General features: G+C 71.4%; 24 protein-coding genes. 9 read left to right on the top strand and 15 right to left on the bottom strand.

The genetic code is table 11. The features are described from left to right. The first annotated feature begins 106 nt into the window (after nucleotides 1-106). Nucleotides 107-979 carry an alpha/beta hydrolase gene (locus DFR69_RS28860; protein WP_110040811.1) on the top strand — a complete coding sequence of 291 codons (873 nt, stop codon included), beginning with the start codon at nucleotides 107-109 and terminating at the stop codon, nucleotides 977-979. Between the two features lie 9 nt (nucleotides 980-988). Here the strand turns inward: DFR69_RS28860 and DFR69_RS28855 are convergent, their stop codons facing one another. Continuing rightward, nucleotides 989-2,002 (bottom strand): AraC family transcriptional regulator, encoded by a 1,014-nt coding sequence (locus tag DFR69_RS28855; RefSeq protein WP_110040810.1) that lies wholly within the window; start codon nucleotides 2,000-2,002, stop codon nucleotides 989-991. A 6-nt stretch (nucleotides 2,003-2,008) separates the two neighbouring features. Then, nucleotides 2,009-3,397: an ABC1 kinase family protein gene (locus DFR69_RS28850; protein WP_110040809.1), complete on the bottom strand. Its 1,389-nt coding sequence runs from the start codon at nucleotides 3,395-3,397 to the stop codon at nucleotides 2,009-2,011. A 158-nt stretch (nucleotides 3,398-3,555) separates the two neighbouring features. Here DFR69_RS28850 and DFR69_RS28845 point away from each other — a divergent pair, with 158 nt between their 5' ends. Next, entirely contained in the window at nucleotides 3,556-5,814 is a 2,259-nt protein-coding gene (locus DFR69_RS28845; RefSeq protein WP_110040808.1) for a serine/threonine-protein kinase, read from the top strand. Nucleotides 5,815-5,878: 64 nt separating this feature from the next. Here the strand turns inward: DFR69_RS28845 and DFR69_RS28840 are convergent, their stop codons facing one another. The 10 genes from DFR69_RS28840 to DFR69_RS28795 all read right to left on the bottom strand — a co-directional run bounded on the left by DFR69_RS28840 (nucleotide 5,879) and on the right by DFR69_RS28795 (nucleotide 14,750). Further along, complete coding sequence (locus DFR69_RS28840; protein WP_110040807.1) at nucleotides 5,879-6,607, bottom strand: lysophospholipid acyltransferase family protein; 729 nt, start codon at nucleotides 6,605-6,607, stop codon at nucleotides 5,879-5,881. 116 nt (nucleotides 6,608-6,723) lie between these two features. Further along, nucleotides 6,724-7,719 carry an ROK family protein gene (locus DFR69_RS28835; protein WP_110040806.1) on the bottom strand — a complete coding sequence of 332 codons (996 nt, stop codon included), beginning with the start codon at nucleotides 7,717-7,719 and terminating at the stop codon, nucleotides 6,724-6,726. Then, the gene (locus DFR69_RS34915; RefSeq protein WP_208644064.1) at nucleotides 7,716-8,564 is read right to left on the bottom strand and encodes a hypothetical protein; all 849 of its coding nucleotides are present in this window, start codon (nucleotides 8,562-8,564) and stop codon (nucleotides 7,716-7,718) included. The genes DFR69_RS28835 and DFR69_RS34915 overlap by 4 nt, the downstream gene beginning before the upstream one ends. Next, nucleotides 8,554-9,804, bottom strand: a complete 1,251-nt coding sequence (locus DFR69_RS28825; RefSeq protein ID WP_110040805.1) for an ArsA family ATPase — start codon at nucleotides 9,802-9,804, stop codon at nucleotides 8,554-8,556. Before DFR69_RS28825 ends, DFR69_RS34915 begins: the two co-directional genes overlap by 11 nt. 26 nt (nucleotides 9,805-9,830) lie before the next feature. Next, the gene (locus DFR69_RS28820) at nucleotides 9,831-10,268 is read right to left on the bottom strand and encodes an SRPBCC family protein (RefSeq protein ID WP_110040804.1); all 438 of its coding nucleotides are present in this window, start codon (nucleotides 10,266-10,268) and stop codon (nucleotides 9,831-9,833) included. Nucleotides 10,269-10,320: 52 nt separating this feature from the next. Beyond that, nucleotides 10,321-10,716, bottom strand: a complete 396-nt coding sequence (locus DFR69_RS28815) for a polyketide cyclase / dehydrase and lipid transport (protein WP_110040803.1) — start codon at nucleotides 10,714-10,716, stop codon at nucleotides 10,321-10,323. A 43-nt stretch (nucleotides 10,717-10,759) separates the two neighbouring features. Further along, a complete protein-coding gene (locus tag DFR69_RS28810; RefSeq protein ID WP_110040802.1) occupies nucleotides 10,760-11,887 on the bottom strand; it encodes a glycosyltransferase family 4 protein in 1,128 nt (375 codons plus the stop codon). A gap of 32 nt (nucleotides 11,888-11,919) precedes the next feature. After that, entirely contained in the window at nucleotides 11,920-12,933 is a 1,014-nt protein-coding gene (locus DFR69_RS28805) for a peptidase MA family metallohydrolase (RefSeq protein ID WP_110040801.1), read from the bottom strand. A gap of 7 nt (nucleotides 12,934-12,940) precedes the next feature. Next, nucleotides 12,941-13,954, bottom strand: a complete 1,014-nt coding sequence (locus DFR69_RS28800) for an NlpC/P60 family protein (RefSeq protein ID WP_167456443.1) — start codon at nucleotides 13,952-13,954, stop codon at nucleotides 12,941-12,943. A 226-nt stretch (nucleotides 13,955-14,180) separates the two neighbouring features. After that, the gene (locus DFR69_RS28795) at nucleotides 14,181-14,750 is read right to left on the bottom strand and encodes a C40 family peptidase (RefSeq protein WP_110040799.1); all 570 of its coding nucleotides are present in this window, start codon (nucleotides 14,748-14,750) and stop codon (nucleotides 14,181-14,183) included. A 656-nt stretch (nucleotides 14,751-15,406) separates the two neighbouring features. On the opposite strand from DFR69_RS28795, the gene DFR69_RS28790 reads away from it, so the two are divergent. The 3 genes from DFR69_RS28790 to DFR69_RS28780 all read left to right on the top strand — a co-directional run bounded on the left by DFR69_RS28790 (nucleotide 15,407) and on the right by DFR69_RS28780 (nucleotide 18,377). Beyond that, nucleotides 15,407-17,398 (top strand): DEDD exonuclease domain-containing protein, encoded by a 1,992-nt coding sequence (locus DFR69_RS28790; protein WP_110040798.1) that lies wholly within the window; start codon nucleotides 15,407-15,409, stop codon nucleotides 17,396-17,398. A 147-nt stretch (nucleotides 17,399-17,545) separates the two neighbouring features. Further along, the gene (locus DFR69_RS28785; protein WP_167456442.1) at nucleotides 17,546-18,097 is read left to right on the top strand and encodes a phosphoribosylanthranilate isomerase; all 552 of its coding nucleotides are present in this window, start codon (nucleotides 17,546-17,548) and stop codon (nucleotides 18,095-18,097) included. A 4-nt stretch (nucleotides 18,098-18,101) separates the two neighbouring features. Next, nucleotides 18,102-18,377 carry an Lrp/AsnC family transcriptional regulator gene (locus DFR69_RS28780; protein WP_110040796.1) on the top strand — a complete coding sequence of 92 codons (276 nt, stop codon included), beginning with the start codon at nucleotides 18,102-18,104 and terminating at the stop codon, nucleotides 18,375-18,377. 9 nt (nucleotides 18,378-18,386) lie between these two features. On the opposite strand, the gene trpD is transcribed toward DFR69_RS28780, so the two are convergent. After that, the gene (gene trpD / locus DFR69_RS28775; RefSeq protein WP_110040795.1) at nucleotides 18,387-19,448 is read right to left on the bottom strand and encodes an anthranilate phosphoribosyltransferase; all 1,062 of its coding nucleotides are present in this window, start codon (nucleotides 19,446-19,448) and stop codon (nucleotides 18,387-18,389) included. Nucleotides 19,449-19,541: 93 nt separating this feature from the next. After that, nucleotides 19,542-19,961, bottom strand: coding sequence for a hypothetical protein (locus DFR69_RS28770; protein ID WP_110040794.1), 420 nt, complete (start codon nucleotides 19,959-19,961; stop codon nucleotides 19,542-19,544). Between the two features lie 181 nt (nucleotides 19,962-20,142). On the opposite strand from DFR69_RS28770, the gene ctaE reads away from it, so the two are divergent. From ctaE to qcrB, 4 genes are read left to right on the top strand one after another with little or no spacing between them, the layout of a single operon-like run. Next, nucleotides 20,143-20,754 (top strand): aa3-type cytochrome oxidase subunit III, encoded by a 612-nt coding sequence (ctaE, locus tag DFR69_RS28765; RefSeq protein ID WP_110040793.1) that lies wholly within the window; start codon nucleotides 20,143-20,145, stop codon nucleotides 20,752-20,754. A 55-nt stretch (nucleotides 20,755-20,809) separates the two neighbouring features. Next, nucleotides 20,810-21,673: a cytochrome bc1 complex diheme cytochrome c subunit gene (gene qcrC / locus DFR69_RS28760; protein ID WP_167456441.1), complete on the top strand. Its 864-nt coding sequence runs from the start codon at nucleotides 20,810-20,812 to the stop codon at nucleotides 21,671-21,673. Between the two features lie 5 nt (nucleotides 21,674-21,678). Further along, nucleotides 21,679-22,818, top strand: a complete 1,140-nt coding sequence (gene qcrA / locus DFR69_RS28755; RefSeq protein ID WP_244198520.1) for a cytochrome bc1 complex Rieske iron-sulfur subunit — start codon at nucleotides 21,679-21,681, stop codon at nucleotides 22,816-22,818. Continuing rightward, the gene (gene qcrB, locus DFR69_RS28750; RefSeq protein WP_110040792.1) at nucleotides 22,815-24,437 is read left to right on the top strand and encodes a cytochrome bc1 complex cytochrome b subunit; all 1,623 of its coding nucleotides are present in this window, start codon (nucleotides 22,815-22,817) and stop codon (nucleotides 24,435-24,437) included. The genes qcrA and qcrB overlap by 4 nt, the downstream gene beginning before the upstream one ends. Nucleotides 24,438-24,499: 62 nt before the next feature. On the opposite strand, the gene DFR69_RS28745 is transcribed toward qcrB, so the two are convergent. Continuing rightward, nucleotides 24,500-24,997, bottom strand: coding sequence for a polyadenylate-specific 3'-exoribonuclease AS (locus tag DFR69_RS28745; protein ID WP_110040791.1), 498 nt, complete (start codon nucleotides 24,995-24,997; stop codon nucleotides 24,500-24,502). Between the last annotated feature and the right edge of the window lie 83 nt (nucleotides 24,998-25,080).

The following is a 25,080-nucleotide window of genomic DNA, read 5'->3' as shown; positions in this document are numbered from 1 at the left end:
GGCCGGTCCGGTGCTGTGACGCGCGTCGCCGCGCGCCTACGGTGAGCGGTATGACAGCGCGGACGACATTCCTGGCGACGGTGACCGACTCGAGCGGAGCGCGGCGATGAGCACAACGCGGACGATCTTCCGGAAGATCATCCGGCACGGACTGCGGCCCCTGCTGCGGCCGGAGGTGCCGCTCGGGGTGCGGCGCAGGGCCACCGGCGCGCTGGGCGTGGTGCGCAGGTTGCCGAGGGGGACGCAGGTCAGCCGGACCCGGCTCGGTGAGCGAGCGGCCGAACGGATCGATCCCGCTGGTGTATCCGGGGCGGGCGCCGTTCTGTACCTGCACGGCGGCGGATACACGATCGCGGGACCGCCGACGCATCGCGCGCTGGCCGCGCATCTGGCCGCGTCCGCCGGGCGGCCGGTATACGTGCTCGACTACCGCCTGGCGCCGGAGCATCCGTTCCCGGCCGCGCTGGACGACGCCGTCGCGGCGTATCACGATCTGCTCGCCGCCGGGTACACCGACATCACCGTCGCGGGCGATTCGGCCGGTGGTGGCCTGTCGGTCGCCGTCGCGCTGAGGTTGCGGGAGGCCGGTGCTCCCGCGCCCGACGCGCTGCTGCTGATCTCACCGTGGGCCGACCTCACGCTGTCGGATCCGTGGCTGGACGGCCGCGTCGACGACATGCTGCCGCTGGGCTGGTTGCGCCAGTGCGCGGCCGCCTACGCGCCGGACCCGACCGATCCGCTGGCGTCGCCGGTCTACGCCGACCTGCGCGAGCTACCGCCGGTCACCGTGCACGTCGGGGCGGAGGAGATTCTGCGCGCCGACGCCGAACGGCTGGCCGAGGCACTGCGCGCGGCCGGGGTGCCGGTGGAGCTGACCGTGTTCGACGGGATGTGGCACGTCTGGCACCTGCACGCCGGACTGTTCCCCGAGGCGACGTCCGCGGTGTCCGCGCTCGGCGCCGCGGTCCCGCGCGGCTGACGGCGGCGCTCAGCCGAGGGCCCGCCGGTCGCGATAGGCGCGGGGCCCCATGCCCTTCCAGCGCCGGAAGGCCTGCGAGAAGCTCGACACCTCCACATAGCCGAGGCGGTGGGCGATCTCGGCGACGGGCAGCCCTCGGGTCACCAGGAGCTCCTCGGCCAGCCGTTCGCGGACCTCGTCGAGCAGGGCGCGGTAGGACGTGCCCTCCTTGGCGAGGTGATGGCGCAGCGTGCGCTCGCTCAGGTGCAGCATGGCCGCCAGCCGTGGCGCGTTCGGTGGCTGGGCGAGGTGTTCGACGAGGATGTCGCGCACGCGGCTCGCCGTGCCGCCGCGTGCCGTGCGCCGGTCGAGCAGCGCGCGGCAGTGCGCCAGCGTGATGGCGGCGGTGTGCGCGTTCGCCTGCGGCAACGGTACGTCCAGGTGGGTCTGATCGAAACCGATCACGCACTCGTCGGCGTCGAATTCCGGTGCCCGGCCGAAGGTCTCGGTGTAGAGCGGGGCGGCGCCGGAGAAGGCCGAGCGCATCGTGGTGATCGGGATCGGGGTGGCGAGCAGGTCGCGATTGAGTGTCTGGACGGCGGCCATGTCGCGTTCGAGTACGAAGCGCCGCAACGGTTCCGGCACATCGGGGGCGGTGAGGGCGAGCTGGAGATCGCCGTCGGTGCGGCGCATCTCGACCGCGCTGAAGGCGAAGGTGAGGTCGATGAACTGCAGCCCGGCCTGGATCGCCGAGCGCACGGTGGGGCTGCTGATGAGCGCGAAACCCCACATGCCGTAGGAGGTGACGCGGAACAGGCTGCCCGCCCGCAGGCCGAGCCCCGGCGGATCACCCAGCGCGCGGAGCACATTGGCGATCACAGCCAGCTCGGCGCTCGCGGAGACCTCGGCCTCGGGGTCGGCGAGCAGGTCGGCCGTCAGACCGCTACCGCGCAGGCAGGTCGCGACCGGGACGCCGCGCTCCTCGGCGAGACGGGTCGTCAGCAGCGCGCCCACCGGCGCGCGCGGAATGTCCCAGTGCACCACGCCGAGTCACAGACCGGCGGCGGCCGCGGTCTCGGGATACCAGCGGGTGCACTCCGCGCGCAGCGGTACCTCGGTGCGCAGCTGGCACAGCACCGCGATGCCGCCGAGGAACGACCGCAGGATGGGGGTGTGGTCGGGCGGCATCGTCAACTGGCGCAGCACATTCGACAGGCGCAGATCGGTGGCCAGCCGGACCTGCTCGCGCAGCCAGTCGGCGGTCAGGGGGTAGGTGGGCGCGAGCAGCGCCTCGCGGACCGGTTGCAGCCGGGCCGCGACGGTGGCGATGTCGAGGGCGCCGCCGGGGGCGACGAAGCCGTGTCGGCGGATGGCGGCTTCCAGGTCGGCGGGGGAGTCGGCGATGACGGCGGCGCCCACGTCACCGGCGACGTCGAGGAACGCCGCGGGCCACGGGGTGCAGGCGCCGAAGTCGACCACGCCGAGCCGCCCGTCGGGCATGCGCAGGAAGTTGCCGGGGTGCGGGTCGCCGTAGACCAGGGCGGCCCGGGCGGGCGCGGAGAACAGGAAACGCAGGATCAGCACGCCGAGCCGGTCGAGCTCGGTGGCCGCGCCCCGGGGGATCAGCTGGGTCAGCGGCACACCCTCGAGCCACTCGGTGACCAGCACGTCCCCGCGCTGCGCGATCACCCGGCTGAGCACGACATCGGGATCGTCGGCGAAGGCGGCCGCGAACGCGCGCTGGTTGGCGGCCTCGCGCGCGTAGTCGAGTTCGGCGCGGATCTCCTCGCACAGCGCCTCGATCACCGGCCGGGTGTCGGCGCCGGGCAGCAGGGCGGTGAACAGCGGGGTGGCGCGGCGCAGCACCTGCAGATCGGCGAGCACCGCGGTGCGCGCGCCCGGATACATGACCTTCACCGCCACCGGGGTGCCGTCGTGCCAGCGGGCGCGATGCACCTGCCCGACAGAGGCCGCGGCGGCGGCGCGGTCGTCGAATTCCAGGAACAGTGACCGCCAGTCGCCGCCGAGGTGGGTGGTCAGCTCGGCGTGCACCGCGCCGGGAAGCATGGCGGGAGCCGAATCGTGCAGGCGGGCAAGGGCCTGGCGATACGGCTCGGCCAGATCGGGGGCGAGGCCGAGTTCGAGCAGGCCGAGCAGCTGACCCAGTTTCGCGACGCAGCCCTTGAGCTCGCCGAGCACCTGGAAAAGATGCTCGGCGGTACGGAGACGGATATCGCGTTGTACCTGAGCGGGATCGCGGCCGACGGCGCGTTTGCCGAGCCCGGCGATCCGGCGGCCCGCGTAGGCGACGGGCACCGCGGCCAGCCGCGCGCTGCGGGCGACCTTGCCGGTCGGCAGGGTGGCGCCGCGCGGCTCGGCGGCGGGCTTCATCCGCCGGAGCAACGGTGTCACCCGGCTGTCCGGGTCTGCCTCGACCATGTCCCACCTCGCTGCCCCGCCGACACCGATCCGCCGGTCGGCTCTGCCCTCGCACGAGGCTATCAAGAGGGCGGGCCGGTCAGGGCGGGGTCGCGCAACAGCGACGCCGCCGCCCCGACATGGTGCCGCCGGATCGCCGACGGCGTTACGATGCGGAGATGGCGCACTCCGCCCCGCCTGCCTCCGGGGTGACCGTCCAGCCCGACCGGTCGCCGGAGACATCGCGGGGCAACCAGGTCACCGACGCCATCGAACGCTTCAGCGCGGCCTGGCGCGACGCGGAAACTCCGCCCGCACTGGGCGACTACCTGCCCGCCGCGCCCGCGCTCCGGCGGGTCTCGCTGATCGAACTGATCAAGATCGATCTGATCAACCGCTGGCAGCGCGGTACGGCGCCGAAACGGCTGGCCGACTACGTCGACGAACTGCCCGAGCTGCGCACCTGGCCGCTGCCGCCGGAGCTGATCTACGAGGAGTTCCATCTGCGCCGCCGCGCCGGCGGTTCGGTGGACGTGGACGAATACACCGCCGCCTATCCCGAACAGGCCGAACAGCTTTCGCAACTGCTGACCACCGAGGACTATCACAGCACACTGCTCGGCGCGACCGCCGAACCCGCCGTGCCCGCCGGCCTCGACGAGCTGGAGGCGGGCCAGAGCATCGACGACTTCGACCTGATGGCCGGGCTCGGCCGCGGCGCGTTCGCCCGCGTCTTCCTGGCCCGCCAGCGCTCCATGCAGCGGCTGGTGGCGGTCAAGATCTCCCGCGACAAGGGCACCGAACCGCAGACGCTGGCCCAGCTCGACCACGACTACATCGTGCGGGTCTTCGACCAGCGGGTCGTCGAGGGACCCGGATTGCGGCTGCTGTACATGCAGTACGTGCCCGGCGGCACGCTGCTCGATGTGCTGGAACGGGTCCGCGTCACCCCGCCCGACCAGCGCGACGGGCGGTTGCTGCTCGACGTCATCGACTCCGTGCTCGCCGCGAAGGGGGAGATCCAGCCCGCCGAATCGCCGGTACGCGCCGAGATCGCCGGGCTGTCCTGGCCGGAGACCGTGGCGTGGCTGGGGCGCCGGCTGGCGCAGGCGCTGGACTACGCGGGCGGGCTCGGGGTTCTGCACCGCGACGTCAAACCGGCGAACGTGCTGCTCACCGCCGAGGGGGTGCCCAAGCTCGCCGATTTCAACATCAGTTTCAGCGGCAACGTCTCCGGGGACAGCCCGGTGGCCTACTTCGGTGGATCGCTGGCGTACATGTCACCGGAGCAACTGTCGGTGGTGCATCCGGACCGGCCCACCGCCGCGGCCGACCTCGACACCCGCAGCGACCTGTTCTCGCTGGCGGTGGTGCTGTGGGAGCTGCTCACCGGCCGCAAACCCTTCGGCGACGACACCGCCGCGGGCGGCGATCGCACCGCCCTGGACTCGATGCTCGACCGGCGCGCGCACAGTCCCGGCGACCTGCCCTACGACGACCTGCCGCCCGACACCCCCGCCGCGCTGCGCCGCGCGCTCGTGCGCGCCCTCGAACCCGATCCGGCCGCGCGCTGGGAACGCGGCGCCGACATGGCCCAGCAGCTCCAGGTGTGCCTGGACGCGCGGGCCCGCGATCTGGTCGACCCGCCCGCGGGCAGCGCGCGGCTGCGGGCGCGCAGCTGGATCCACCCCATCATGGCGCTGGCCATCGCGGTGCCCAACGCGCTGGCGATCCTCTACAGCTACAACCACAACCGGACGCTGATCTTCGGCAAGCTCGACGCCGACGCGCAGCGGACCTTCGACCTGGTCGCCTGGACCTGTTACGGCGTCGGCTTCGTGATCGGCGCCGTCGTGACCGTCGCCCTGGTCATGCATCTGTGGTTCATCATGCACGGCCTGCGCACCGGCCGCGGCTACGACGCCCGCGCGCTGGCCAGGGCGCGCTCGGACACCTTGCAGCTGGCCAGCCGCAACGTGCTCACCTGCTTCGTGCTGTGGGTGATCGCCGGGATCGCGGTCCCGGTCTCGGTGCAGCTGTCCGGGAGCAACCTCGGCGCCGAATCCTCGGCGCACTTCTTCCTGACCCAGATCGTCTGCGGCGCCATCGCCATGGCCTATCCGTACTTCCTGGTCAGCTTCTACGCGGTGCGCTGCCTCTATCCGGCGTTCCTGTCACTCGGCGGGCTCGGCCCCGCCGACGCCGCGCAGTTGCGCGCGCTGGAACGGCGCAGCACCTATTTCCTGACGATCGCCGCCGCGGTCCCGCTGCTCGGCGCGGCCGGGGTCACCTTCATCCCGCCCGCCGACATCCCGTCGGTGATCGTGCCGCTGCGCGTGCTGTGCATCGGCGGCGCGCTGGCGTTCGTCGGCGTGTACTGGCTGTTCCGGATGCTGGAACGGGACCTGGCCGCTCTCGAACGCGTCGCCGCGCACTGAGGCCCGGAAACAGCTCCGCCGCACGGCGCGTGGTGCGACGTGCGGCGGAAGCGACGAGAACAGGTCAGCCCGCGGCGGTGTCCGGGATGCGGGTGGCCTCGAGCTGGCGGTCGGTGGGGGCGACGCCCTTCTTGAGGCTGTGCGCGTACACGTCGACGTACTCCTGGCCGGTGAGGCGCATCAGCTCGTACATCACCTCGTCGGTGACGGCGCGCTCGACGAAGCGGTTGCCGCTCATCCCCTCGTAGCGCGAGAAGTCCAGCGGGGCGCCGAACTTGAGGGTGACCTTGTGCCTGCGCCACTTGAACGGTCCGGGCGGGCTCACCTTGTCGGTGCCGATGACGGCGACCGGGATGACCGGGACGCCGGTCTCCAGCGCCAGCCGCGCCATGCCGGTCTTGCCCTTGTACAGGCGGCCGTCGGGGGACCGGGTGCCCTCCGGGTACAGGCCGACCAGGCGGCCCTCGTCGAGCAGCTTGCGCGCCGCGTTGAGCGCGTCCTCGGCGGCGGTGGCGCCGCTGCGGTCGATCGGGTACTGGCCGGTGCCGCTGAAGAAGAACTTCTGCAGGCGACCCTTGAGGCCGGGGGTGTTGAAGTACTCCGCCTTGGCGAGGTAGTTGATCCGGCGCGGGCTCAGCAGTGGCGCGAAGAGCCAGTCCGCGAACGAGAGGTGGTTGCCCGCCATGATCGCCGGCCCGTCGGCGGGGACGTTCTCGACACCCTCGACCACCGGCCGGTTGTACAGATGCATGAACGGTCCCGGAAAGACGAACTTGAGCAGCCAGTAGAACATGGCGTCCTTTCTTCGGACCGGGATCGTGGTGTGCAGCCTCGTCGGAAGACGACTTTACCGCTGGTCGCAGGTCACAACCAACCCAGGACGACGGGATTGGTCACAGGGTGTGACACTCATCTCCCGGTGCCGCCGGCGACGGGCGCGTCGACCGCCGCCCTGGCCAATTCGGCCGCGCCGATCATGCCGGCGGCCTCTCCGAGCTGGGTCGTCCGCAGGCGCGCCAGCGGCCGGTGCCCGGCCCCGGTGACCGCGCTCGCGTAGTGCTCGCGGGCCTCGTCCAGGAACAGCGGCGCCGAACTGCTGACGCCACCGGCGATCACGACCAGATCGGGATCGAAGATGTCGCTGACGAAGGCCAGCCCCAGGCCCAGCCAGCGGGCGAAGTCGGCCAGCACCCGCACCGCGAGCTCGTCGCCGTCCTGCGCCGCGCCCGCCACCCGGCGGCCGGTGAGCGAGCCGGGGTCGCGACGCACATCGCGGGCGAGCACCGAGCGCGCGGAGTCGGTGGCCAGCAGTTCGATCGCGGTGTCGGCCAGTGCCGTGCCGCTGCAGTACCGCTCCCAGCAGCCGCGCTTGCCGCACGGGCAGGCCCGGCCCTCCGGTACGACCTGGAGGTGACCGAGTTCGGGGGCGATGCCGTGGCTGCCGCGATAGAGCTGCCCGTCGATCAGCAGCGCGGCGCCGATGCCGGTGCCGATGGCGATGAGGACCACGGTGTGCCCGCCTGCCGCCGCGCCGAACCGGTACTCGGCCCAGCCCGCGGCGTTCGCGTCGTGTTCGAGGATCACCGGCAGGTCGAGGCGGGTGGAGAGCCGTTGCGCGACAGGCGCGTCCTGCCACGGCAGGTGCGGGGCGAACCGGACGGTGGACCGATCGGCGGAGATGAATCCGGCCACCGCGAGCCCGACGGCGGCGACCGGGTGGCGGCGCGCGAGGTCACGCACGGCGCGGTCGATCGCGTCCTCGAGCGCGCGCTCGGAATGCGGCGTCGGCGCCTGCACGGTGTCGAGCACCTCGCCCTCGGCGTCGACGACCGAGGCGCGGATGTTCGTGCCACCGACGTCGATCCCGACGGTGAGCAGGTGCTGCGGGTCGATCCGTTGGGTCATCCCCGGATCGTCACCGGAATGTCGACATAACGCGAGCGTGGCGCGCGGGCGGCGCGCGATCGATCGGGCTCGGCGGCGCGCTGCGGGCCGGAGGTGGTCAGGCCGATGCCGGAGTCCTCGGGTGCCGGGGTCTGCTCGCGTGTCGCGTATTCGTCGACCCGGCGCGGGCGCGGCGTGCCGGCGCGGTTGCGGGAGCGGCGGCCGCGGGCGTGCTCGGTGCCGTCCGAGGGACCCGGTCGTGCGCCGTCGGCGGGGTGGGGTGACGACGCGGTGTCCGTGCCGTGCGCTCGTTCCGTGCCCTCGTCCGACGCGTGTGGCCGGGCGGCGGAGGCGCCACGCGCTCCGGCGCTCGCGTGTGGTCCTCCGGTCGAGGTGGACCCCGGCGTCGCGGCGGTCGCGTGCGGTCCGTCGGCGCCCGCGAACCCGGTCGCTTCGGTGCCCGGCGCGGGTGGGTCGGCGGCGGCGCGTTCGCGGGCGAACTGCTCGGCCGCGGCGGCGTGATGTGAATCGTGGTGGGCCGCAGCGTATTCCGCCCACTCGGGCGGGAGGACCGGGTCGACCGGAACGCCCGCGAGCGCCTCGCGCAGGACCGTCACCATCGAGGTGCCGTGCTCGGCGAGCGCGGCCACCACGTCGTGGTGATCGCCGCGGACCAGCGCGGCGGCCGCGCACACCGGGCACCAGGCGCAGCCACCGAGATCGGCCTGGCCGTCGGCCGCGGTGCGCCGCAGGACCGGTTCGACCCTGGCCAGCAGGACCTCGGCGAGCAGCCGCAACTCCTCGGTGAACTCGGCGAAGCCGTCGGGGTGGTGGCCGCGGCGCTCGGACTGGGAGTCACTGCTCATCTGCGGTCGCCTTCGTGTAGTTCGGATCGGCGGGCCACACCTGCGGATCGGGCCGGAAGCGGACCACCAGGTGACCGTCGTCGAGCTCGGCGCCCGCCACGATGCAGCGCTGCAGCACCGGGGCGAGCCGTACACGCGTGCGCACGCCGTCGGCTCCCACGATCAGATCGTCCTCCACTCGGCCCAGCCGCAAGGTGCCGGGATCGACCACCGGCAGCCGCATCCGCATCGCGTACACGGAGTCGACACCGGAGCCGGACTCCCATCGAACCATCGGTTCGCCCGAATCCGCGCCTCGAGCGGCCGGGCCGGGCCGCGTGTCGAGCGAATAGGAGAACGCGACCAGCGCGTTCACCCCGACCGGTTCGGTCCCGGCGTGCTGGGCGAGCAGGATCGGCACATCGGTGAGCTGCTCGTGCAGCCGCGCCACCACCTCGAGCTGCTCTGCCCGGCGGTTGAGATACCAGTGCACGGCCGGATGGGCGCTCTCGCCCGGCGGCGGCACCGGCGCCAGCACCTTGTTCACCACCACCGCGTCCAGCCGCAGTCCCAGCAGCGCGGCCGCCGAACGCACCCGGCGCGCCTCGGCCACGGCGACCTGCTCGGGGCCGGTGATCAGGCGCGCGCTGGTACGGGCCGGGTCGGCGAGCAGGTCGCGGACCCGGGTCACCGCACCCACGATCCGCTCCACGGTGGCCGCGAGCACGGCCTTGCGCAGGTCGGTGCCGATCGCGCTCATCGCGCGCGCGTGCCGGGGCCAGAGGCGGTCCAGATAGGTGAGCAGGGTGTCGGGCGCGGTGACGATGCGCAGCATGTCGGCCGAGGGCGGGCAGTCCACGATCACGACGTCCCAGTCGTCCTCCTCGGCGAACTGGGCGATCTCCACCAGCATCAGCAGTTCCTGCACGCCGGGCAGGCCGGTCAGCTCGGCCGGGTCCAGCGCGGCCAGGTCGATGCCGTGGTCGTGGCTGCCGCCGCGCTCGAGCATGCCCACCACATCGCGGAACCGGTCCTCGAGCAGGGCGAGGGAATCGATCTCGATCGCCTCGAGCCCGGGCGCGACCCTGGCCACGCCGGTGACCGTGCCCGGATCGTGCGGGAACCGCACGCCCAGCGCGTCACCGAGGGAATGCGCCTGGTCCAGCGACGCGATCAGCACTCGCAGGCCCGCGCGCGCGTGCGCCAGGCCCGTCGCGCAGGCCAGCGTCGTCTTCCCGACCCCGCCCTTGCCGACGAACAGTTCGACCCGGGTACCGCCGGCGGCGCTCAGCCCTCGACCCGCTTCTTCAGTTCCTTCAAGGCCGTATCGGTGATCACCTTCTCGGCCTTGCGCTTGAACATGCCGATCATCGGGATGTTCAAGTCGACCGTCAGCTCGTAGACCACCTCGGTACTGCCGTCGGGCCGCTCGCGCAGTTCGTAACTGCCGTCCTGCGCCTTCTGCAGGTCACCGCTGAGCAGCCGCCAGCTCACCGCCTTGCCGTCGGCCCGCCAGCTGTAGGCCAGCACATAGGTGTCCTTCACGACGCCCGCGTCCAGCACGAAGCGCGCGGTGTTCGCGCGGCCCTGCGCGTCGGTCTCGAGCACCTCCACCGACTGCGCGGCCGCCACCCACTCCGGGTAGGACGCCAGATCCGCGATGACGGCCATCACCTGCTTCGACGGCGCCTCGATGACGATCGATCTCTGGGTCCGGTCGGCCATGGCGGCGGAATGGTTCCTTTCGTGCGGACGAGCAGTGTGCCGGGGGCGCCGCTCAGGGCGCCGCGACGGCCGCGGGCGCGACGCCCGCGGGGCGGCCGGCCTCGAGCCGGGCCTTCAGTTCGAACGACATGTCCTTCCCGGCGACGCGGCGCGCGCGATTGGCCGCGGCCAGCGCGCGCGGCGCCATCGGCTTGGCGGCGGTGGGTTCCGCGTGCAGGAAGTAATGCAGGATCGTGCCGTCGGCGAACGCCTCGAGCCACACCTCCATGGTGCCGTCGAGTGGGCCGGTCACCGTCCAGCGGATGCCCTTGTCGCCGCGATCCTCGCGCACGTCGAGGCGCAGGTCGGGCCACCAGCGGCGCCAGTTGTTGGTGGCGCTCAGCACGTCGGCGATCGCGGCGGGCGGCGCCGCGAGGAAGGTCTGATCTGCGACCTGGATACTGCTCACCTCGCTGAGCGTAGTGGACGCGGCCCCGATCGCGGCCGGGGTGTCACCGCAGCAGCTCCCGCAGGCGGGCGCCCTGGCGGTCCCAGTGCCAGTTCTCCTCCACCCACGCGCGTCCCGCGGCACCCATCGCGGCGGCTTTGTCGCGGTCGGTGAGCAGCTCGACGACGGCGTCGCTGATCTGCTCGACGGAGCGTCCGTGCACCACCAGGCCGGTCTCGCCCTCGCGCACCGTCTCCGGTGCGCCGCCGGAACTGCCCGCGACCACCGGCACCCCGGTGGCGGAGGCCTCCAGGTAGACGATGCCCAGGCCCTCCACGTCGAGTCCGGCGCCGCGGGTGCGGCACGGCATGGCGAAGACGTCGGCGAGGGTGTGGTGGGCGGCCAGTTCGCCGGAGGGCACCCGGCCGGTGAACACCACGCTGTCGCTCACCCCGAGCGCGTCGGCCAGCGCGCGCAGCTTGACCTCGTAGGGCCCGCCGCCGGCGATCACCAGGACCGCGCCGTCGACGCGCTCGCGGATCTCGGTCATCGCGACGATCAGCATGTCCTGCCCCTTGCGCGGGACCAGGCGCGACAGGCACAGCACCGTCGGCCGGTCACCGAGGCCGTAGCGGGCGCGCAGTTCGGCCCGCGCCCCCGGATCGGGCCGGAACTCGGCGGGATCCACGCCCGGCGGCAGGTATTCGAGCGCGGCGCGCGGCCCGAACGCGGAGGCGAAGCGGCCGCGGGTGTACTTGCTGACGTAGGTGACCACATCGGTGTTCTCGCCGATGGACCGCAGCACCTGACGGGCGCCGGGCAGCATCGACCAGCCGACCTCGTGTCCGTGCGTGCTGGCCAGGATGCGTTCGGCGCCCGCGCGCCGCAGCATCGGCGACATCGCGGCCAGCGGAGCGGCCGCGCCGAACCACACGGTGTCGCACTCGTGTTCGCGCAGCAGCGCGCTCGCCCGCCGGACCACACCCGGCGTGGGGAGCATGAGCGTCGTCGGGTGGCGAACGACGCGGAACTTCTGCGCGGCGTCGAACTTCTCGTGGCTGTCCCCGCGCCAGCGCGGCGCGTACACGACCAGGTCGTCGGGCGGCAGCTGATTCGCCAGCGCCTGCAGATAGGACTGGATGCCGCCCGGCCTAGGCGGGAAATCGTTGGTAACCAGCAGAGTTCGGGCCATAAGTGAACAACCTAATGGGTTGGTGGCAGTGGTCAGACGGCGCGGCCACGCAACCAGGCGCGCCAGCCGTCGAGCAACTCGGCGCGGGAGGCGCCGAGCACGGCGGAGAAGGCGGCCTCCTGCGCCGCGGCGGACTGCGGGCCCGTCGCCAGCCGCTGATACAGCGTGGTGAGGGTGCCGGGGCCGTAGCGGTCGGCGAGGAAGGCACAGGCGCTCCACGCGGACTCGTAGGCGACGGCGGCCTCGGGACCCGCGAACTCCGCGTCCGCGATCAGATCGGCAGGCAGCGCGCCCGCGCGCAGCCGGGTCGTCAACGTCGGCGCGATCTGGGAGAAGGTGTTGCCGCTCGCGCGCTGGGCCACGTATTCGGCGTAGCCCTCCGTCAGCCACAGCGGGGCGCCGTCACCGGTCGCGGCCCTGGTGGCGACGTGCGTGAGCTCGTGCCGCAGCAGGGTCGCCAGCCCCTCGTCGCCGACCCGGCGCCGGGCGTCGGGGTTGAACACGATCCGCTGGTCGGTCGGCGCGGTGCCGGGGACGTAGGACCCGGTGAGGGAGACCGCGGCCACCTCGGGGGTGGTCGCGGCACCCGCTGTCCTGGTCAGCGCGGTGAACTCGGCGGGCGTCCCGGCGACGACGAGCACCGGCGCCCGGTTCCAGTCCGCGCCCCAAACGGCGCTCACGTCGGCGATCGCCGGACCGAGCTGCTGCTCGAGGACGTCCAGATCGGTGCGATGGCTCGGATGGGCCACCAGCAGCGCGTCGGTGCCGCCGCCCGCCGCGACCCGGCGCACCAGGATCGGACCGAACGGCTGCACGTCGCGGCGCACCGGGGTGAGGCGGGGATCGTCGATGGGCTCGGCGGTGTCGAGCACCTCGGCCTCGTCGGTGGCCAGCTGCAGCGGACCGGCGTTGCGCGGCACCAGGATCAGCGCGACGCATGCTCCGGTCAGCAGGGTGACCGAGGCGAGCGCGAGCACGAATTCGAGGCGGCCGTTGGCCGAGAACCAGGATCGGAGGCCGGACGTCCGGCGCGACGGATCGGTCACCGCAGGCTCAGTATCGCCGGGCCGAGTGGTACGGAGTGGTGTTGATCGGCGCCACGGCCACGGGCACGCCGAAGGTGGAGGCGTGCACCATCATTCCGTTGCCGGCGTAGATGCCGACATGCGAGATCTCGGGATAGAACAGCACCACGTCGCCGGGCTGCAGATCGTCCTTGGCGACCGGGGTGCCGAAGTTCGCCTGCTGCGAACTGGTGCGCGGCACGTCCTTGCCGACCTGCTTGAACGCCCACTGCACGAGCCCGGAGCAGTCGAACTGATCGGGCCCGGTGGCGCCCCACACGTACGGGTCGCCGACGCGGGTGAGCGCGGCGGCGAGCGCGCTGGTGCCGCTGCCGGGGACCAGGCCCTGCAGCAGCGAGTCGCGGTCGAATCCGGGCGGGAACGGGGAACCGGCCAGGGTGGACTTGTCCTTGGCCGAGAGCGCGCCCCACGCCTCGACGACCTGGGTGGTGGCGGTGCTGAGATCGTTGCGCTTGCGGTCGACGTCGGCGCGCACGGCCTCGGCGGCCGCGGTCGCGGTGCGCGCGGTGTCGGCGGCGGCGCGGGCGGCGGTCTCGGCGGCGGTGGCCGCGTCGGCGGACTTCTTGAACTCGCGCACGCTCGCGGCCGTCTGCTGGCTGAGCACGTCGAGGGTCGACATCTTGTCCAGCAGCTGCTGCGGCGAATCACTGGAGAGCACCGCGAACATGCGATCGGTGCGCGCGCCCGTGTAGGTGGCGATCGCGGTGCGATCGATCATCGGCTGGAACTTGCGCACCTCGGCGCGGGCGGCATCGGCGACGGCGGTGCTGGCGGCGAGTTTGTCGTCGGCCTCGCGCTGCACCGCGAGCTTGGCGTCGAGATCCTGCTGCGCGGTGAGGGAGGCCTGATTGAGGGCCTCGGCCTGCCTGGACAGGTCGACCATCCTGGCGATGGCGTCACTGGCGGTGGTCGGCAGCGCGACCGGGTCGGCGAGCGAGGGACCGGCGGCGTAGGTGGCGCACACCAGGATCGCGGCGGACATGGCTCCGGCGATGCCTCGCGGCACGCGCGGATTCCGGTGGTGTGCAGTCACTGTGCGCCGTGCCCCGTTCTCTCGTTGTCCGCCGATACAGCGCCTTACCCGAACCGGATCCCCGCGTCCGCCGAGAAGGTCTCGATCAGGTTACGGAACTGTGTATGCCCGTGTCCAGTAGGCCACGGAGGGGTCACGGTGCGCCCTTCCCCGCGAACGACGCACCGTGTCCGCGTCAGAAGCGGCGCGCGCCCGCGAACGGCATCGAGGAGACCGGCGCGACGTGCACCGGGCTGCCCGAGGTGGCCGCGTGCACGACGTTGCCGTCGCCCGCGTAGAGGCCGGAGTGGCCGCCGCCGTAGAACGACACCAGGTCGCCGGGGCGCAGATCCTCGAACGCGACCGGGGTGCCCGCGCCGAGCTGGGCGCCGCTGGTGCGCGGCAGCTCCATGCCCGCCTGGCGGTAGGCCCACTGGACCAGACCCGAGCAGTCGAAGGCGTCCGGGCCCGCGGCGCCGTAGACGTAGGGGGAGCCGACCTTGCTCAGCGCGGCGTCGAGCGCGATGTCGGCGGCGGTGGCGCGCGGCGCGGTGAACACCTGCGGGGCGCCCGGGGTCTCGATGCCGGGGATGCCCTGCGGGATCGGGATCTCGTTGGGCACCTCGAAGGTGCCGATGCCGGGGACGGTGACCGGCGTCGCCGACGCGGGAGCGGCCGGCAGGAGGAACGCGCCGATGGTGGCAGCGCCGACGGCTCCGGCGGCAACGGCTCGCTGCGCCTGACGCTTGACGGTGTTGGTCGCCATGATGCGGGTACTTCCAATCTGCCCCACGACGCCGGGTCCGTATGACGCGGCGGGCTTCATCCCGCCGAACCGTTGGCCGGTCTACGGGACTCCGTGAGGTCTCGAAAAGGTTACGAAGACATCACGGTGGTTTGTAAAGTCGGACATCGGTCCGGGAAGCGATTCGGGCCGATCGGCCGAACATTGCCTGCGAGCTGCGTCACACCCAATCACGAAACGATAACGCCAGGTCGTCTCGGCGCCATTTTCGGCTGACGTCCGGCGCGTCGCTATCGTCCGATGCGGCCGGTCTCTTCCGGCGAATGCGCAGGTCGGGTCAGTGCGTCGGGGTGGATCACGGCGTGTCGACCGGCGAGCCGCGCGGGCGGCGCGCCGCCGCTCCGGCGCTGCCATAACCGGCAATACGTCTTACCCGATGGAAATCCGCTTAGTCATACGATCTTGGTCCAAACTGTGAGCCCGGTCTCAATGCCTGATGTTCGGGGTCATTTCGCTCGCACCGGAACGAAAGTCTCGCGGCGAATTGTCGCGGGCGAGGATGTCGCGATCGGTCCCGCTGGCCGGGATCTGAGGTTTGCGGGCGGGTGAACCCCGTTGCGGCGGAGGGGGTGCCGGATCGGCGGATCGTGTCGGACCCCCGCCCTACGCTGCACGCCGTGCCCGATCCCGTTCCGCAGCCGGTCGCCGTGCGTCAGCTGGCGTTCGACGAGCTCGATACGCCGTTGTACGACACCACGTTCGTCGTGGTCGACCTCGAGACGACGGGCACCAGCCCCGACGGCGACGCGATCACCGAGATCGGCGCGGTGAAGGTGCGCGGGGGAGAGGTGCTGGGGGAGTTCGCGACCCTGGTGAATCCGGGCCGCGCCATCCCGCCCGCGATCGTGCACGTCACCGGGATCACCACGGCCATGGTGTACGAGGCGCCGCGGATCGAAGCGGTGCTGCCCGGCTTCCTCGAATTCGCGGCGGGCGCGGTCCTGGTGGCGCACAACGCGCGCTTCGACACGGCCTTCCTCAAGGCCGCCGCCGCCCGTCAGGACATCGCCTGGCCGAATCCGCAGGTGCTGTGCACGGTGAAGCTGGCACGCCGGGTGCTCACCAGGGACGAGGCGCCCTCGGCGCGGCTCGGCGTGCTGGCCAGGGTGCTCGGCGCGTCGACCACGCCCACCCACCGCGCGCTCGACGACGCCCGCGCCACCGTCGACGTGCTGCACGCGCTGATCGCCCGCGTGGGCAACCAGGGCGTGCACAGCCTCACCGAGCTGCTCGACTATCTGCCGAACGTCACCGGAACCCAGCGCGCCAAACGCGCCTTCGCCGGCGATCTGCCGACCGCGCCGGGCGTGTACCTGTTCCGCGGACCGTCCGACGAAGTCCTCTATATAGGGACCGCGGTGAATCTGCGCCGCCGCGTGCGCACCTACTTCACCGGCTCGGAGACCCGCGGCCGGATGAAAGAGATGGTGGCGCTGGCGCTTCGGGTCGACCACGTGGTGTGCGCGCACGGCCTCGAGGCCGGGGTGCGCGAGCTGCGCTTGCTCGCCGCGCACGCGCCGCCGTACAACCGCCGCTCGAAGTTCCCGCGCCGGGGCTGGTGGCTCACGCTCAGCGACGAGCCGTTCCCGCGGCTGGTCGCGGTGCGGACCCCGACCCGAACGGCCTTGGGGCCCTTCGGTTCCCGTGCCGACGCGGTCGATGTGGGCGCCACCGTCGCGGAGTTCGCCGGACTGCGCACCTGTGCCACCCGGCTGACCCGCGCGGCCCGCCACACCTGCCCGCCCGCGATCGTCGGCGGCTGTCCCGCCGCCCGCCCCGACGGCGACCTCGACGCCGTCGCCTACGCCCCGGCCGTGCGAGCGGTCCGCGACCTGTTCACCGGCCGCGCCGACACGCTGCTGCGCGCCATGCTCGACCGCATCGAAACCCATTCCGCCGCCGAGCATTTCGAAGCGGCCGCGCGCCTGCGCGACCGGACCGCCACCGTGGTCACCATGCTGCACCGCACCCAGCGCCTCAGCGCCCTGGCCCGCATCGCCGAACTGATCGTCGCCCTGCCCGACGGCGCGGGCGGCTGGGAGTTCTCGATCATCCGCTACGGCCGCCTCGCCGCCGCGGGCGTCGCCCGCCGCGGCACCCCACCCATGGCCGTGGTCGACCAGCTCGTCGCCGCCGCGGAGACGGTCATCCCGGACCTGGGTGACGCCGAGAGTGACGGTGATCGTACGGGGAGTGCCCTGTTCGAAGGGGGAACGGTCGGGTCTCCCCATCGCGTGGCGACTGAGCGGGAGCCCCTGCCTCGCGCTCCGGCCGAAGCTGATCGCGCGGACGCGACGTCGGCTGGGCCCCGTGTGCCGGTCGCTGCTGTGGTCACCGACCCGCCGGTGCCGGCCCCGTACGCCGACGATGCCCTGTTCGCCCTCGCTCCGCCGCCCGAGGACGCCGTGCCACCCCTGCGCGGCGCCCCACCCGAGGAAGTGGGCGTCATCGCTCGCTGGCTCGCCAAACCGGGCGCCCGCATCGTCCGCACCAGCGAGGGCTACCGCGAGCCGCTGCACGGCGCCGCCCGCTGGATCGGCTGGGCGCAGCTGGCTCGCGCCGCCGCGACCACTCCGTCCGCCGCCGAGCAGTACCTGTCCGAACGCTGAGCGCGAGCGGCTCGACCGGGCTGCCGAGTGCCCGCGCACGACCTCGGTCGTCCGCGGGTGAACCTGCCCAGCCTGCCGCGCGTCCGGTCCGGGATCATGGAACCGGTGTCACGCGCGGTGGCAGCGGGCGAAAGGGTGAGGACGCGGATGTTCGTGAAGGTGTGTGGGCTGACCACCACGGAGCAGATCGACTGGGCCGTCGAGCTCGGCTACTCCGCGATCGGCGTCATGGTCACGCCCAAGAGCAAGCGCTACCGCACCCCCGAACAGGCGCGCGCACTGGCCGACCACGCGCGCGGCCGCATCACCACCTTCGTGGTCGCGCTGACCGCCGACGAGGTGGCCGAGGTGGCCGACGCGTTCGATGTCGTCCAGCTCTACGAGTGGAGCGACCGGCCGAACCTCGCGTTCTGCTCGTCGACCCCGCCCGAACCGGGGCAGACGAGCGAGTACTTCTTCTACGACGCCAGCGCGGGCTCCGGGATCTTCGAGGAGTTCCCCGACTGGGTCCGCGCCCTGCCCGGCAAGGTCGTGCTGGCGGGCGGGCTCGACGCCGACAATGTGGCCGCCACCATCGCGCGGCACCGGCCCTTCGGCGTCGACGTGTCCAGTTCGGTGGAATCGGCGCCCGGCGTGAAGAGCCGCGAGCTGATGCGACGCTTCAAAGCGGCCACCGAGCGGCCCGAAGTTCTAGGCTGATCCCATGATTACCGCGATCGTGCTGATCCAGGCCGAGAACTCTCGTATCCCCGAGACCGCGCAGGCGCTCGCCGACACCGCAGGAGTCGCCGAGGTGTACTCCTGCGCCGGTGACGTCGATCTGATCGCGATCGTGCGGGTGCGCGACCACGAGCGCATCGCCGAGGTGGTGACCAGCGGCATCGACAAGGTCGACGGCGTGGTCCGCACGACCACCCACATCGCGTTCAAGTCGTACTCGAGCGCGGATGTGGAGGCCGGATTCTCCCTGGGAGAGTGAGCCTTTCGCTCAGCTCTCGTCGAGCGTGCCGGTGAGCCGGGCCCAGGAGTCGAGCAGTTTCGCCGCCGCGCCGCTGTCCACGGCGGCCGCGGCGCGCTCCAGCCCGGCCGTCAGCGCGGCGTTCAGATCGAGGTCGGCGTCGCCCACGCCGCGCGACAGGTCGTAGGCGACGATCGCGGCGGCCGAGTTCAGCAGGGTCGCGTCACGCACCGGCCCCGGCGTCCCGCCGAAGACCTCGCGCGCGATGCGGGCGTTGACCGTCGCGTCCCCGCCGCGCAGCGCGTCCAGATCCACGCGGGGGATACCCAGCTCGGTCGGATCGAGCACGGTCTGCCGGATCCGCCCGCCGCTGACCACCCACACGTCGGTGAGGTCGGAGGTGGTGATCTCGTCGAGCCCGTCGCGGCCGCGCACCACCAGCGCGCTCGCGCCGCGTTCCGCGAAGACGCCCGCGATCACGGGGGCCAGATCGGCGAACGCGCAGCCGATCAGGCCCGCGCGCGGCTGCGCCGGGTTGGTGAGCGGCCCCAGCACATTGAACACGGTCGGGATGCCGATCTCCTTGCGCGCCGGCCCGGCGAAACGCAGTCCCGAGTGGAACAGCGGCGCGAAACAGAAGCCGATCCCGGCCTCGCGCACCGAGCGCGCCACCGACTCCGGCCCGAGCGCCAGCTTCACGCCGAGGGCCTCCAGCACGTCGGCGCCGCCCGCCTTGGACGAGGCGGCGCGATTGCCGTGCTTGACCACCGGCACCCCGGCCGCGGCGACCACCACCGAGGACATGGTGGAGATGTTCACCGACCCGGACCGGTCGCCGCCGGTGCCGACGATGTCGACCGCGTCGCCGTCGACGTGCACCAGGCGGGCGTGCCCGAGCATGCCCGCGACCATGCCCGCGAGTTCGGTGGGGGTGGGGCCCTTGATCTTCATGGCCACCCCGAACGCCGCGATCTGGGCGGCGGTGGCGTTGTCGGTGAAGATCTCGTCGATGACCCAGGTCGTGTCGTCCGCGGCCAGGTCACCGCCGTCGGCGAGGGTTCCGAGCACCTGGGGCCAGCTGCGCACGCTCATCTGCTCCGCATCTTTCGTTCGACCGACAACGCCTGCGCGAACTCTGCTCGCGCGCGCCTGTATCGCGCAACCGTATTGCGCTGCGGAGCAAGTCTAGGCGGCGCCGCGCGGCGGTTGCAGCGCATCCCAGCCGTCGGCGACGCCGTCGTGGCGCTGGGCCAGCCCCGCCATCCGCGAGCGTTCCTGCGAACACGACAGCGGATCGAGCAGCTGCACCCGCTGCAGGACGACCGGCACCAGCTCGCCCTCGCTGTGCTCAGCGGGTTCGGCCCGGCGGTAGCCGTCGTATCCGGCGATCTCGCACGCCGCCTCGATCCGCTCGGGCGGCAGGCGCAGATGGTGGCGCAGCACCGCCTCGGCCTCCCGATCCAGCTCGGTCGCGCGGTCCAGCGCGGTCGAACACGCCTCGGCGTCGTCGAAACTCGCCGCGACCACGACGAGATCGGCGCGCTCCGGGTCCAGTGACTCGGCGTGCCCGCCGAACAATCGCCGCCACATCCGCACCACGACCATCGCGACCTCCTTCGTCTCAGGTTATCCACATCTGGCGCTGTCACAATGGGTCCTCGCACGCGGTGTCGCCAACACGCCGAGGCAGGTCCAGGACCCCCTCTGTGCGTGGGTTTTCCGATTCCCGCGACAAACTTTCGTACCCGGGTACAGCTGTCGTACTACGAAGAGTCATACTTACCCCGTGACGACCGCAGTAGGCACCCCAGGATCGGCCATTACTCAGCGTGTGCATTCGCTGAACCGGCCCAACATGGTCAGCGTCGGAACCATCATCTGGCTGTCGAGCGAGCTGATGTTCTTCGCCGGCCTCTTCGCCATGTACTTCGTTGCGCGTGCGCAGGCGCACGGCGACTGGCCCCCGGAGCCGACCGAGCTGAACATGACGCTCGCCATTCCGGTGACGGCCGTGCTGATCGCCTCGTCGTTCACGTGCCAGATGGGCGTGTTCGCCGCGGAGAAGGGCGACGTGTTCGGCCTGCGCCGGTGGTACCTGATCACCTTGGCGATGGGCACCTTCTTCGTGTTCGGCCAGGGCTACGAGTACTACCACCTGGTCCACGAGGGCACCTCCATCGCGGGCAGCTCCTACGGCTCGGTCTTCTACATCACCACCGGTTTCCACGGTCTGCACGTGATCGGCGGTCTGATCGCGTTCGTGTTCCTGCTGATCCGCACCACGCTGAGCAAGTTCACGCCCGCGCAGGCCACCGCCGCGATCGTGGTGTCGTACTACTGGCACTTCGTCGACATCGTCTGGATCGGGTTGTTCGCCACGATCTACTTCGTCCGCTAGGCGCGGGCGCACAGCATTTGCACAAGTCGGTTCCGTCTACTCCAAAGGGACACAGATGAGTTCATCTCCCCCGTCGGCCCCAGAGCCCGCTGGCCCCGGCAACGGTCAGGCCGCCAAGACGCGTAAGCAGCGTCGTGTTCGCCGTCGTATCGCGGGCGGTCTCGCGTTGCTGGTGGGTCTGGTCGGGGCCGGCTTCCTGGCCACGGCGCTCACTCCCGAGCCGCAGGTCGCCACGGCGAACCAGGACCAGTCCGCGCTGATCCGCGAGGGCAAGCAGCTCTACGACACCTCGTGCATCACCTGCCACGGTGCCAACCTGCAGGGTGTCGAGGACCGTGGTCCCAGCCTGATCGGTGTCGGCGAGGCCGCCGTCTACTTCCAGGTGTCCTCGGGCCGCATGCCGATGACGCGCAACGAGGCCCAGGCCGAGCGCAAGCCGGAGAAGTTCGACGCGCACCAGACCGACGCGCTCGGCGCGTTCGTCGCCGCCAACGGCGGTGGCCCCTCGGTGATCCGCGACGCCAACGGCGAGGTCGCGCAGGAATCGCTGCGTGGCGACGACATCGCCCGTGGCTCGGAGCTGTTCCGCATGAACTGCGCCTCCTGCCACAACTTCACCGGCCGCGGTGGCGCGCTCTCCAGCGGTAAGTTCGCCCCGCCGCTGGCCCCGGCCAGCGAGCAGCAGATCTACGACGCGATGCTCACCGGCCCGCAGAACATGCCGAAGTTCTCCGACCGGCAGCTCTCGCCGGAGGAGAAGCGCGACATCGTCGCCTACGTCAAGAACGCCACCGAGGAGCGGTCGCCCGGCGGCTGGGACCTGGGTGGATTCGGTCCGGCGACCGAGGGTCTGGCGATCTGGGTCATCGGCATCACCGCCGTGGTCGGCGCCGCGATGTGGATCGGATCCAGGACATGAGCGCCATGAGTGGACAGGAGCACAACGACATGGGTCGGGAACCGACCGAAGCCGAACTGGACGCGATGACGCGTGACGAGCTGGTCGAGCTCGGTACCGCGCGTGACGGCGTCGATGTCGCCTACCGCGGTGAGCGGTGGCCGGTGCCCGGCACCCGCGCCGAGAAGCGCGCCGAACGTCAGGTGACGTTCTGGTTCGCCATCTCCGGCCTGGCCGCGGCCGCGCTGATCGGTGTCTTCCTGTTCTGGCCCTGGGAATGGAAGGGCAAGAACGAGGAAGGCCACGCCGCCTACTCGCTGTTCACCCCGCTGGTCGGTCTGACCTTCGGCATCTCGGTGCTCGTCATCGGTATCGCCGTGGTGCTGATCCGCAAGAAGTTCATCCCCGCCGAGATCTCCATCCAGGAGCGCCACGACGGCCCCTCGGACGAGGTCGAGCGCCGCACCCTGGCGGCCGAGCTGCAGGACGCGCTCGACACCTCCACCCTGGGTCGCCGCAAGATGATGCTCGGTACCGCGGGCGCCGGTGTCGGCGTGCTCGGTATCGGCGCGCTGCTGGTGTTCGTCGGCGGCATGGTGAAGAACCCGTGGGCCAAGCGCGAGAAGTCGCCGCTGTGGGTCTCGGGCTGGACCCCGGACTTCCCCGGCGAGACCATCTACATCCGTCGCGACACCGGTCGCCCGGAGGACGTCGTGCTGGTGCGCCCCGAGGATCTGGACGCCGGCGCCATGGAAACCGTGTTCCCGTGGAAGGAGAAGTGGCGCGGCGACGCCCACGAGACCCTGCAGTCGCTGCGCGGTGTCCGCAACTCCGTCATGCTGATCCGGTTGCGTACCGAAGACGCCGAGAAGGCGATCAAGCGCAAGGGCCAGGAGAGCTTCAACTTCGGCGACTACTTCGCCTACTCGAAGATCTGCACCCACCTCGGTTGCCCCACCTCGCTGTTCGAGCAGCAGACCAACCGCATCCTGTGCCCCTGCCACCAGTCGCAGTTCTCGGCGACCGAATGGGGTAAGCCGGTCTTCGGTCCCGCTGCCCGCGCACTGCCTCAGCTGCCGATCACCGTCAACTCCGAGGGCTTCCTGGTCGCCAACGGCGACTTCATCGAGCCGCTCGGCCCGGCCTTCTGGGAGCGTCGTTCATGAGCACTCTGGTGGCGAACCAAGCCAACGAGATGGACGAGCGGTATCGCGCCGCCGCGTTCGTGAAGCGGTCGATCAACAAGGTCTTCCCGACCCACTGGTCGTTCCTGCTGGGTGAGATCGCGCTCTACGCGTTCATCATCCTGTTGCTGTCGGGTGTGTACCTGACGCTGTTCTTCGATCCGTCGATGGCGCACGTCACCTACGACGGCGCCTACCAGCCGCTGCGCGGCGTCGGCATGTCGCGGGCCTACGAGACCGCGCTGAACATCTCCTTCGAGGTGCGCGGCGGTCTGTTCGTCCGGCAGATCCACCACTGGGCGGCCCTGCTGTTCGCGGCGTCGATCATCATCCACCTGTTCCGCATCTTCTTCACCGGCGCGTTCCGCAAGCCGCGTGAGGCGAACTGGGTGATCGGCTCGCTGCTGCTGATCCTGGCGATGTTCGAGGGCTTCTTCGGCTACTCGCTGCCCGACGACCTGCTCTCGGGTACCGGTCTGCGCGCCGCCTTCGGCGGTATCACCATGAGCCTCCCGGTCATCGGTACCTGGATGCACTGGCTGATGTTCGGCGGCGACTTCCCCGGCGACATCATCATCCCGCGCCTCTACATCGCGCACGTGCTGCTGCTGCCCGGCATCATCCTGGCGCTGATCGGCGCGCACGTCGCGCTGGTCTGGTACCAGAAGCACACCCAGTTCCCCGGCCCCGGCCGCAAGGAGACCAACGTCGTCGGCGCGCGCATCGTGCCGGTGTTCGCCGCGGACCAGGGCGCGTTCTTCGCCTTCACCCTCGGCATCGTCGGCATCATGGGTGGCGTCCTGCAGATCAACCCGATCTGGAACCTGGGTCCGTACAACCCGTCCCAGGTCTCGGCAGGTTCGCAGCCGGACTTCTACATGATGTGGACCGACGGTCTGGCGCGTCTGATGCCGCCGTGGGAGCTCTACCTCGGCCGCTACACGGTTCCGGCCGTGGTCTGGGTCGCGCTGGTGATGGGCCTGGTGTTCACCCTGCTGATCGCCTACCCGTGGATCGAGAAGCGTCTCACCGGCGACACCACCGCGCATCACAACCTGCTGCAGCGTCCGCGCGACGTGCCCGTGCGCACCGCCATCGGTGCCATGGCGATCGCGTTCTACGTGGTGCTCACGCTCTCGTGTGTCAACGACATCATCGCGCTGAAGTTCGACATCTCGCTGAACGCGACCACCTGGATCGGCCGCATCGGCGTGCTGCTGCTGCCGCCGCTGGCGTACTTCGTCACCTACCGGTTCTGCATCGGTCTGCAGCGCAGTGACCGGGCGGTGCTCGAGCACGGCATCGAGACCGGTGTGATCAAGCGCCTGCCGCACGGTGAGTACATCGAGGTGCACCAGCCGCTGGGCCCGGTCGACGACCACGGCCACCCGATCCCGCTGGAGTACCAGGGCGCCGCGGTGCCGAAGAAGATGAACAAGCTGGGTTCGGCGGGCAAGCCGGGCACCGGTAGCTTCCTCTTCGCCGACCCCAAGGCCGAGTCCGACGCCTACTTCGCCAACGAGCACGCCGAGGAGCACAAGATGCTCACCGCGCTCGCCGAGGAGCAGGCCCGCGACAGCAACGGCTCGCACGGTCACTGACCGCGCCCGCACGACGAGAAAGGCCCCGAGTCACGCGACTCGGGGCCTTTCCCGTTTCCGGCTCAGAGCCGCGGGGTGCGGCGGTAGGCCTCGATGGCCTCGAACTTGGCCAGGTTGTGGCGGGCGTCGGCCAGGGCGTCGTGGGCGTCGCCCGGGATGGGCGGCAGCTCGGGGCTGCCGTGCGCGACCCAGTGCTGGCGCAGTTCGTTGGTGTAGCGCGGCATGTCCTTGGGCAGGGCGGTCATGTCGCCCCACAGCTGGCACAGCGCCACGTGGTCGTAGGCGGAGACCCAGGCCCACAGCTCCGGATGCACGCCGGAGCGCGGCAGGAAGAAGGCGTGCAGGTCGTCGCGGATCTGCGCGCGGGTGCGATACAGGTGCGAGCCCGCGGGCGGCAGCTTGGGCAACACGTGCCTGCGGACCCACGGACCCGCCCGGCCCGCGTCGAATTCGGTGGAGACGGCGTAATATTCGCGCCCGTCCTCGCAGACGACGCCGATCGAGATCAGATCGATCGTCACGCCGTCCTCGATGAATTCCGAATCATAGAAATATCGCAGGGAGATCGCCTCTTCGTGCCGGTGGGCGGCGGTCCGCCCGGACCGCCGTGACCCGCGGGTGGGTCAATGTCAATGTGGAACCC

It is taken from the genome of Nocardia neocaledoniensis (genome assembly GCF_003182135.1).
Lineage (GTDB): Bacteria > Actinomycetota > Actinomycetes > Mycobacteriales > Mycobacteriaceae > Nocardia > Nocardia neocaledoniensis.
Note: the sequence above shows the minus strand (reverse complement) of the source record. Positions and strands in the feature narration are given on the sequence as shown.

What these genes read in the sequence shown, in the direction of transcription:
- DFR69_RS28860 (WP_110040811.1), top strand. Translation starts at nt 107, where the DNA reads ATGAGCACAACGCGGACGATCTTCCGGAAGATCATCCGGCACGGACTG.
- DFR69_RS28850 (WP_110040809.1), bottom strand. Translation starts at nt 3,397, where the DNA reads ATGGTCGAGGCAGACCCGGACAGCCGGGTGACACCGTTGCTCCGGCGG.
- DFR69_RS28845 (WP_110040808.1), top strand. Translation starts at nt 3,556, where the DNA reads ATGGCGCACTCCGCCCCGCCTGCCTCCGGGGTGACCGTCCAGCCCGAC.
- DFR69_RS28840 (WP_110040807.1), bottom strand. Translation starts at nt 6,607, where the DNA reads ATGTTCTACTGGCTGCTCAAGTTCGTCTTTCCGGGACCGTTCATGCAT.
- DFR69_RS28835 (WP_110040806.1), bottom strand. Translation starts at nt 7,719, where the DNA reads ATGACCCAACGGATCGACCCGCAGCACCTGCTCACCGTCGGGATCGAC.
- DFR69_RS34915 (WP_208644064.1), bottom strand. Translation starts at nt 8,564, where the DNA reads ATGAGCAGTGACTCCCAGTCCGAGCGCCGCGGCCACCACCCCGACGGC.
- DFR69_RS28820 (WP_110040804.1), bottom strand. Translation starts at nt 10,268, where the DNA reads ATGGCCGACCGGACCCAGAGATCGATCGTCATCGAGGCGCCGTCGAAG.
- DFR69_RS28810 (WP_110040802.1), bottom strand. Translation starts at nt 11,887, where the DNA reads ATGGCCCGAACTCTGCTGGTTACCAACGATTTCCCGCCTAGGCCGGGC.
- DFR69_RS28800 (WP_167456443.1), bottom strand. Translation starts at nt 13,954, where the DNA reads ATGTCCGCCGCGATCCTGGTGTGCGCCACCTACGCCGCCGGTCCCTCG.
- DFR69_RS28795 (WP_110040799.1), bottom strand. Translation starts at nt 14,750, where the DNA reads ATGGCGACCAACACCGTCAAGCGTCAGGCGCAGCGAGCCGTTGCCGCC.
- DFR69_RS28785 (WP_167456442.1), top strand. Translation starts at nt 17,546, where the DNA reads ATGTTCGTGAAGGTGTGTGGGCTGACCACCACGGAGCAGATCGACTGG.
- DFR69_RS28780 (WP_110040796.1), top strand. Translation starts at nt 18,102, where the DNA reads ATGATTACCGCGATCGTGCTGATCCAGGCCGAGAACTCTCGTATCCCC.
- trpD (WP_110040795.1), bottom strand. Translation starts at nt 19,448, where the DNA reads ATGAGCGTGCGCAGCTGGCCCCAGGTGCTCGGAACCCTCGCCGACGGC.
- DFR69_RS28770 (WP_110040794.1), bottom strand. Translation starts at nt 19,961, where the DNA reads ATGGTCGTGGTGCGGATGTGGCGGCGATTGTTCGGCGGGCACGCCGAG.
- qcrC (WP_167456441.1), top strand. Translation starts at nt 20,810, where the DNA reads ATGAGTTCATCTCCCCCGTCGGCCCCAGAGCCCGCTGGCCCCGGCAAC.
- qcrA (WP_244198520.1), top strand. Translation starts at nt 21,679, where the DNA reads ATGAGTGGACAGGAGCACAACGACATGGGTCGGGAACCGACCGAAGCC.
- qcrB (WP_110040792.1), top strand. Translation starts at nt 22,815, where the DNA reads ATGAGCACTCTGGTGGCGAACCAAGCCAACGAGATGGACGAGCGGTAT.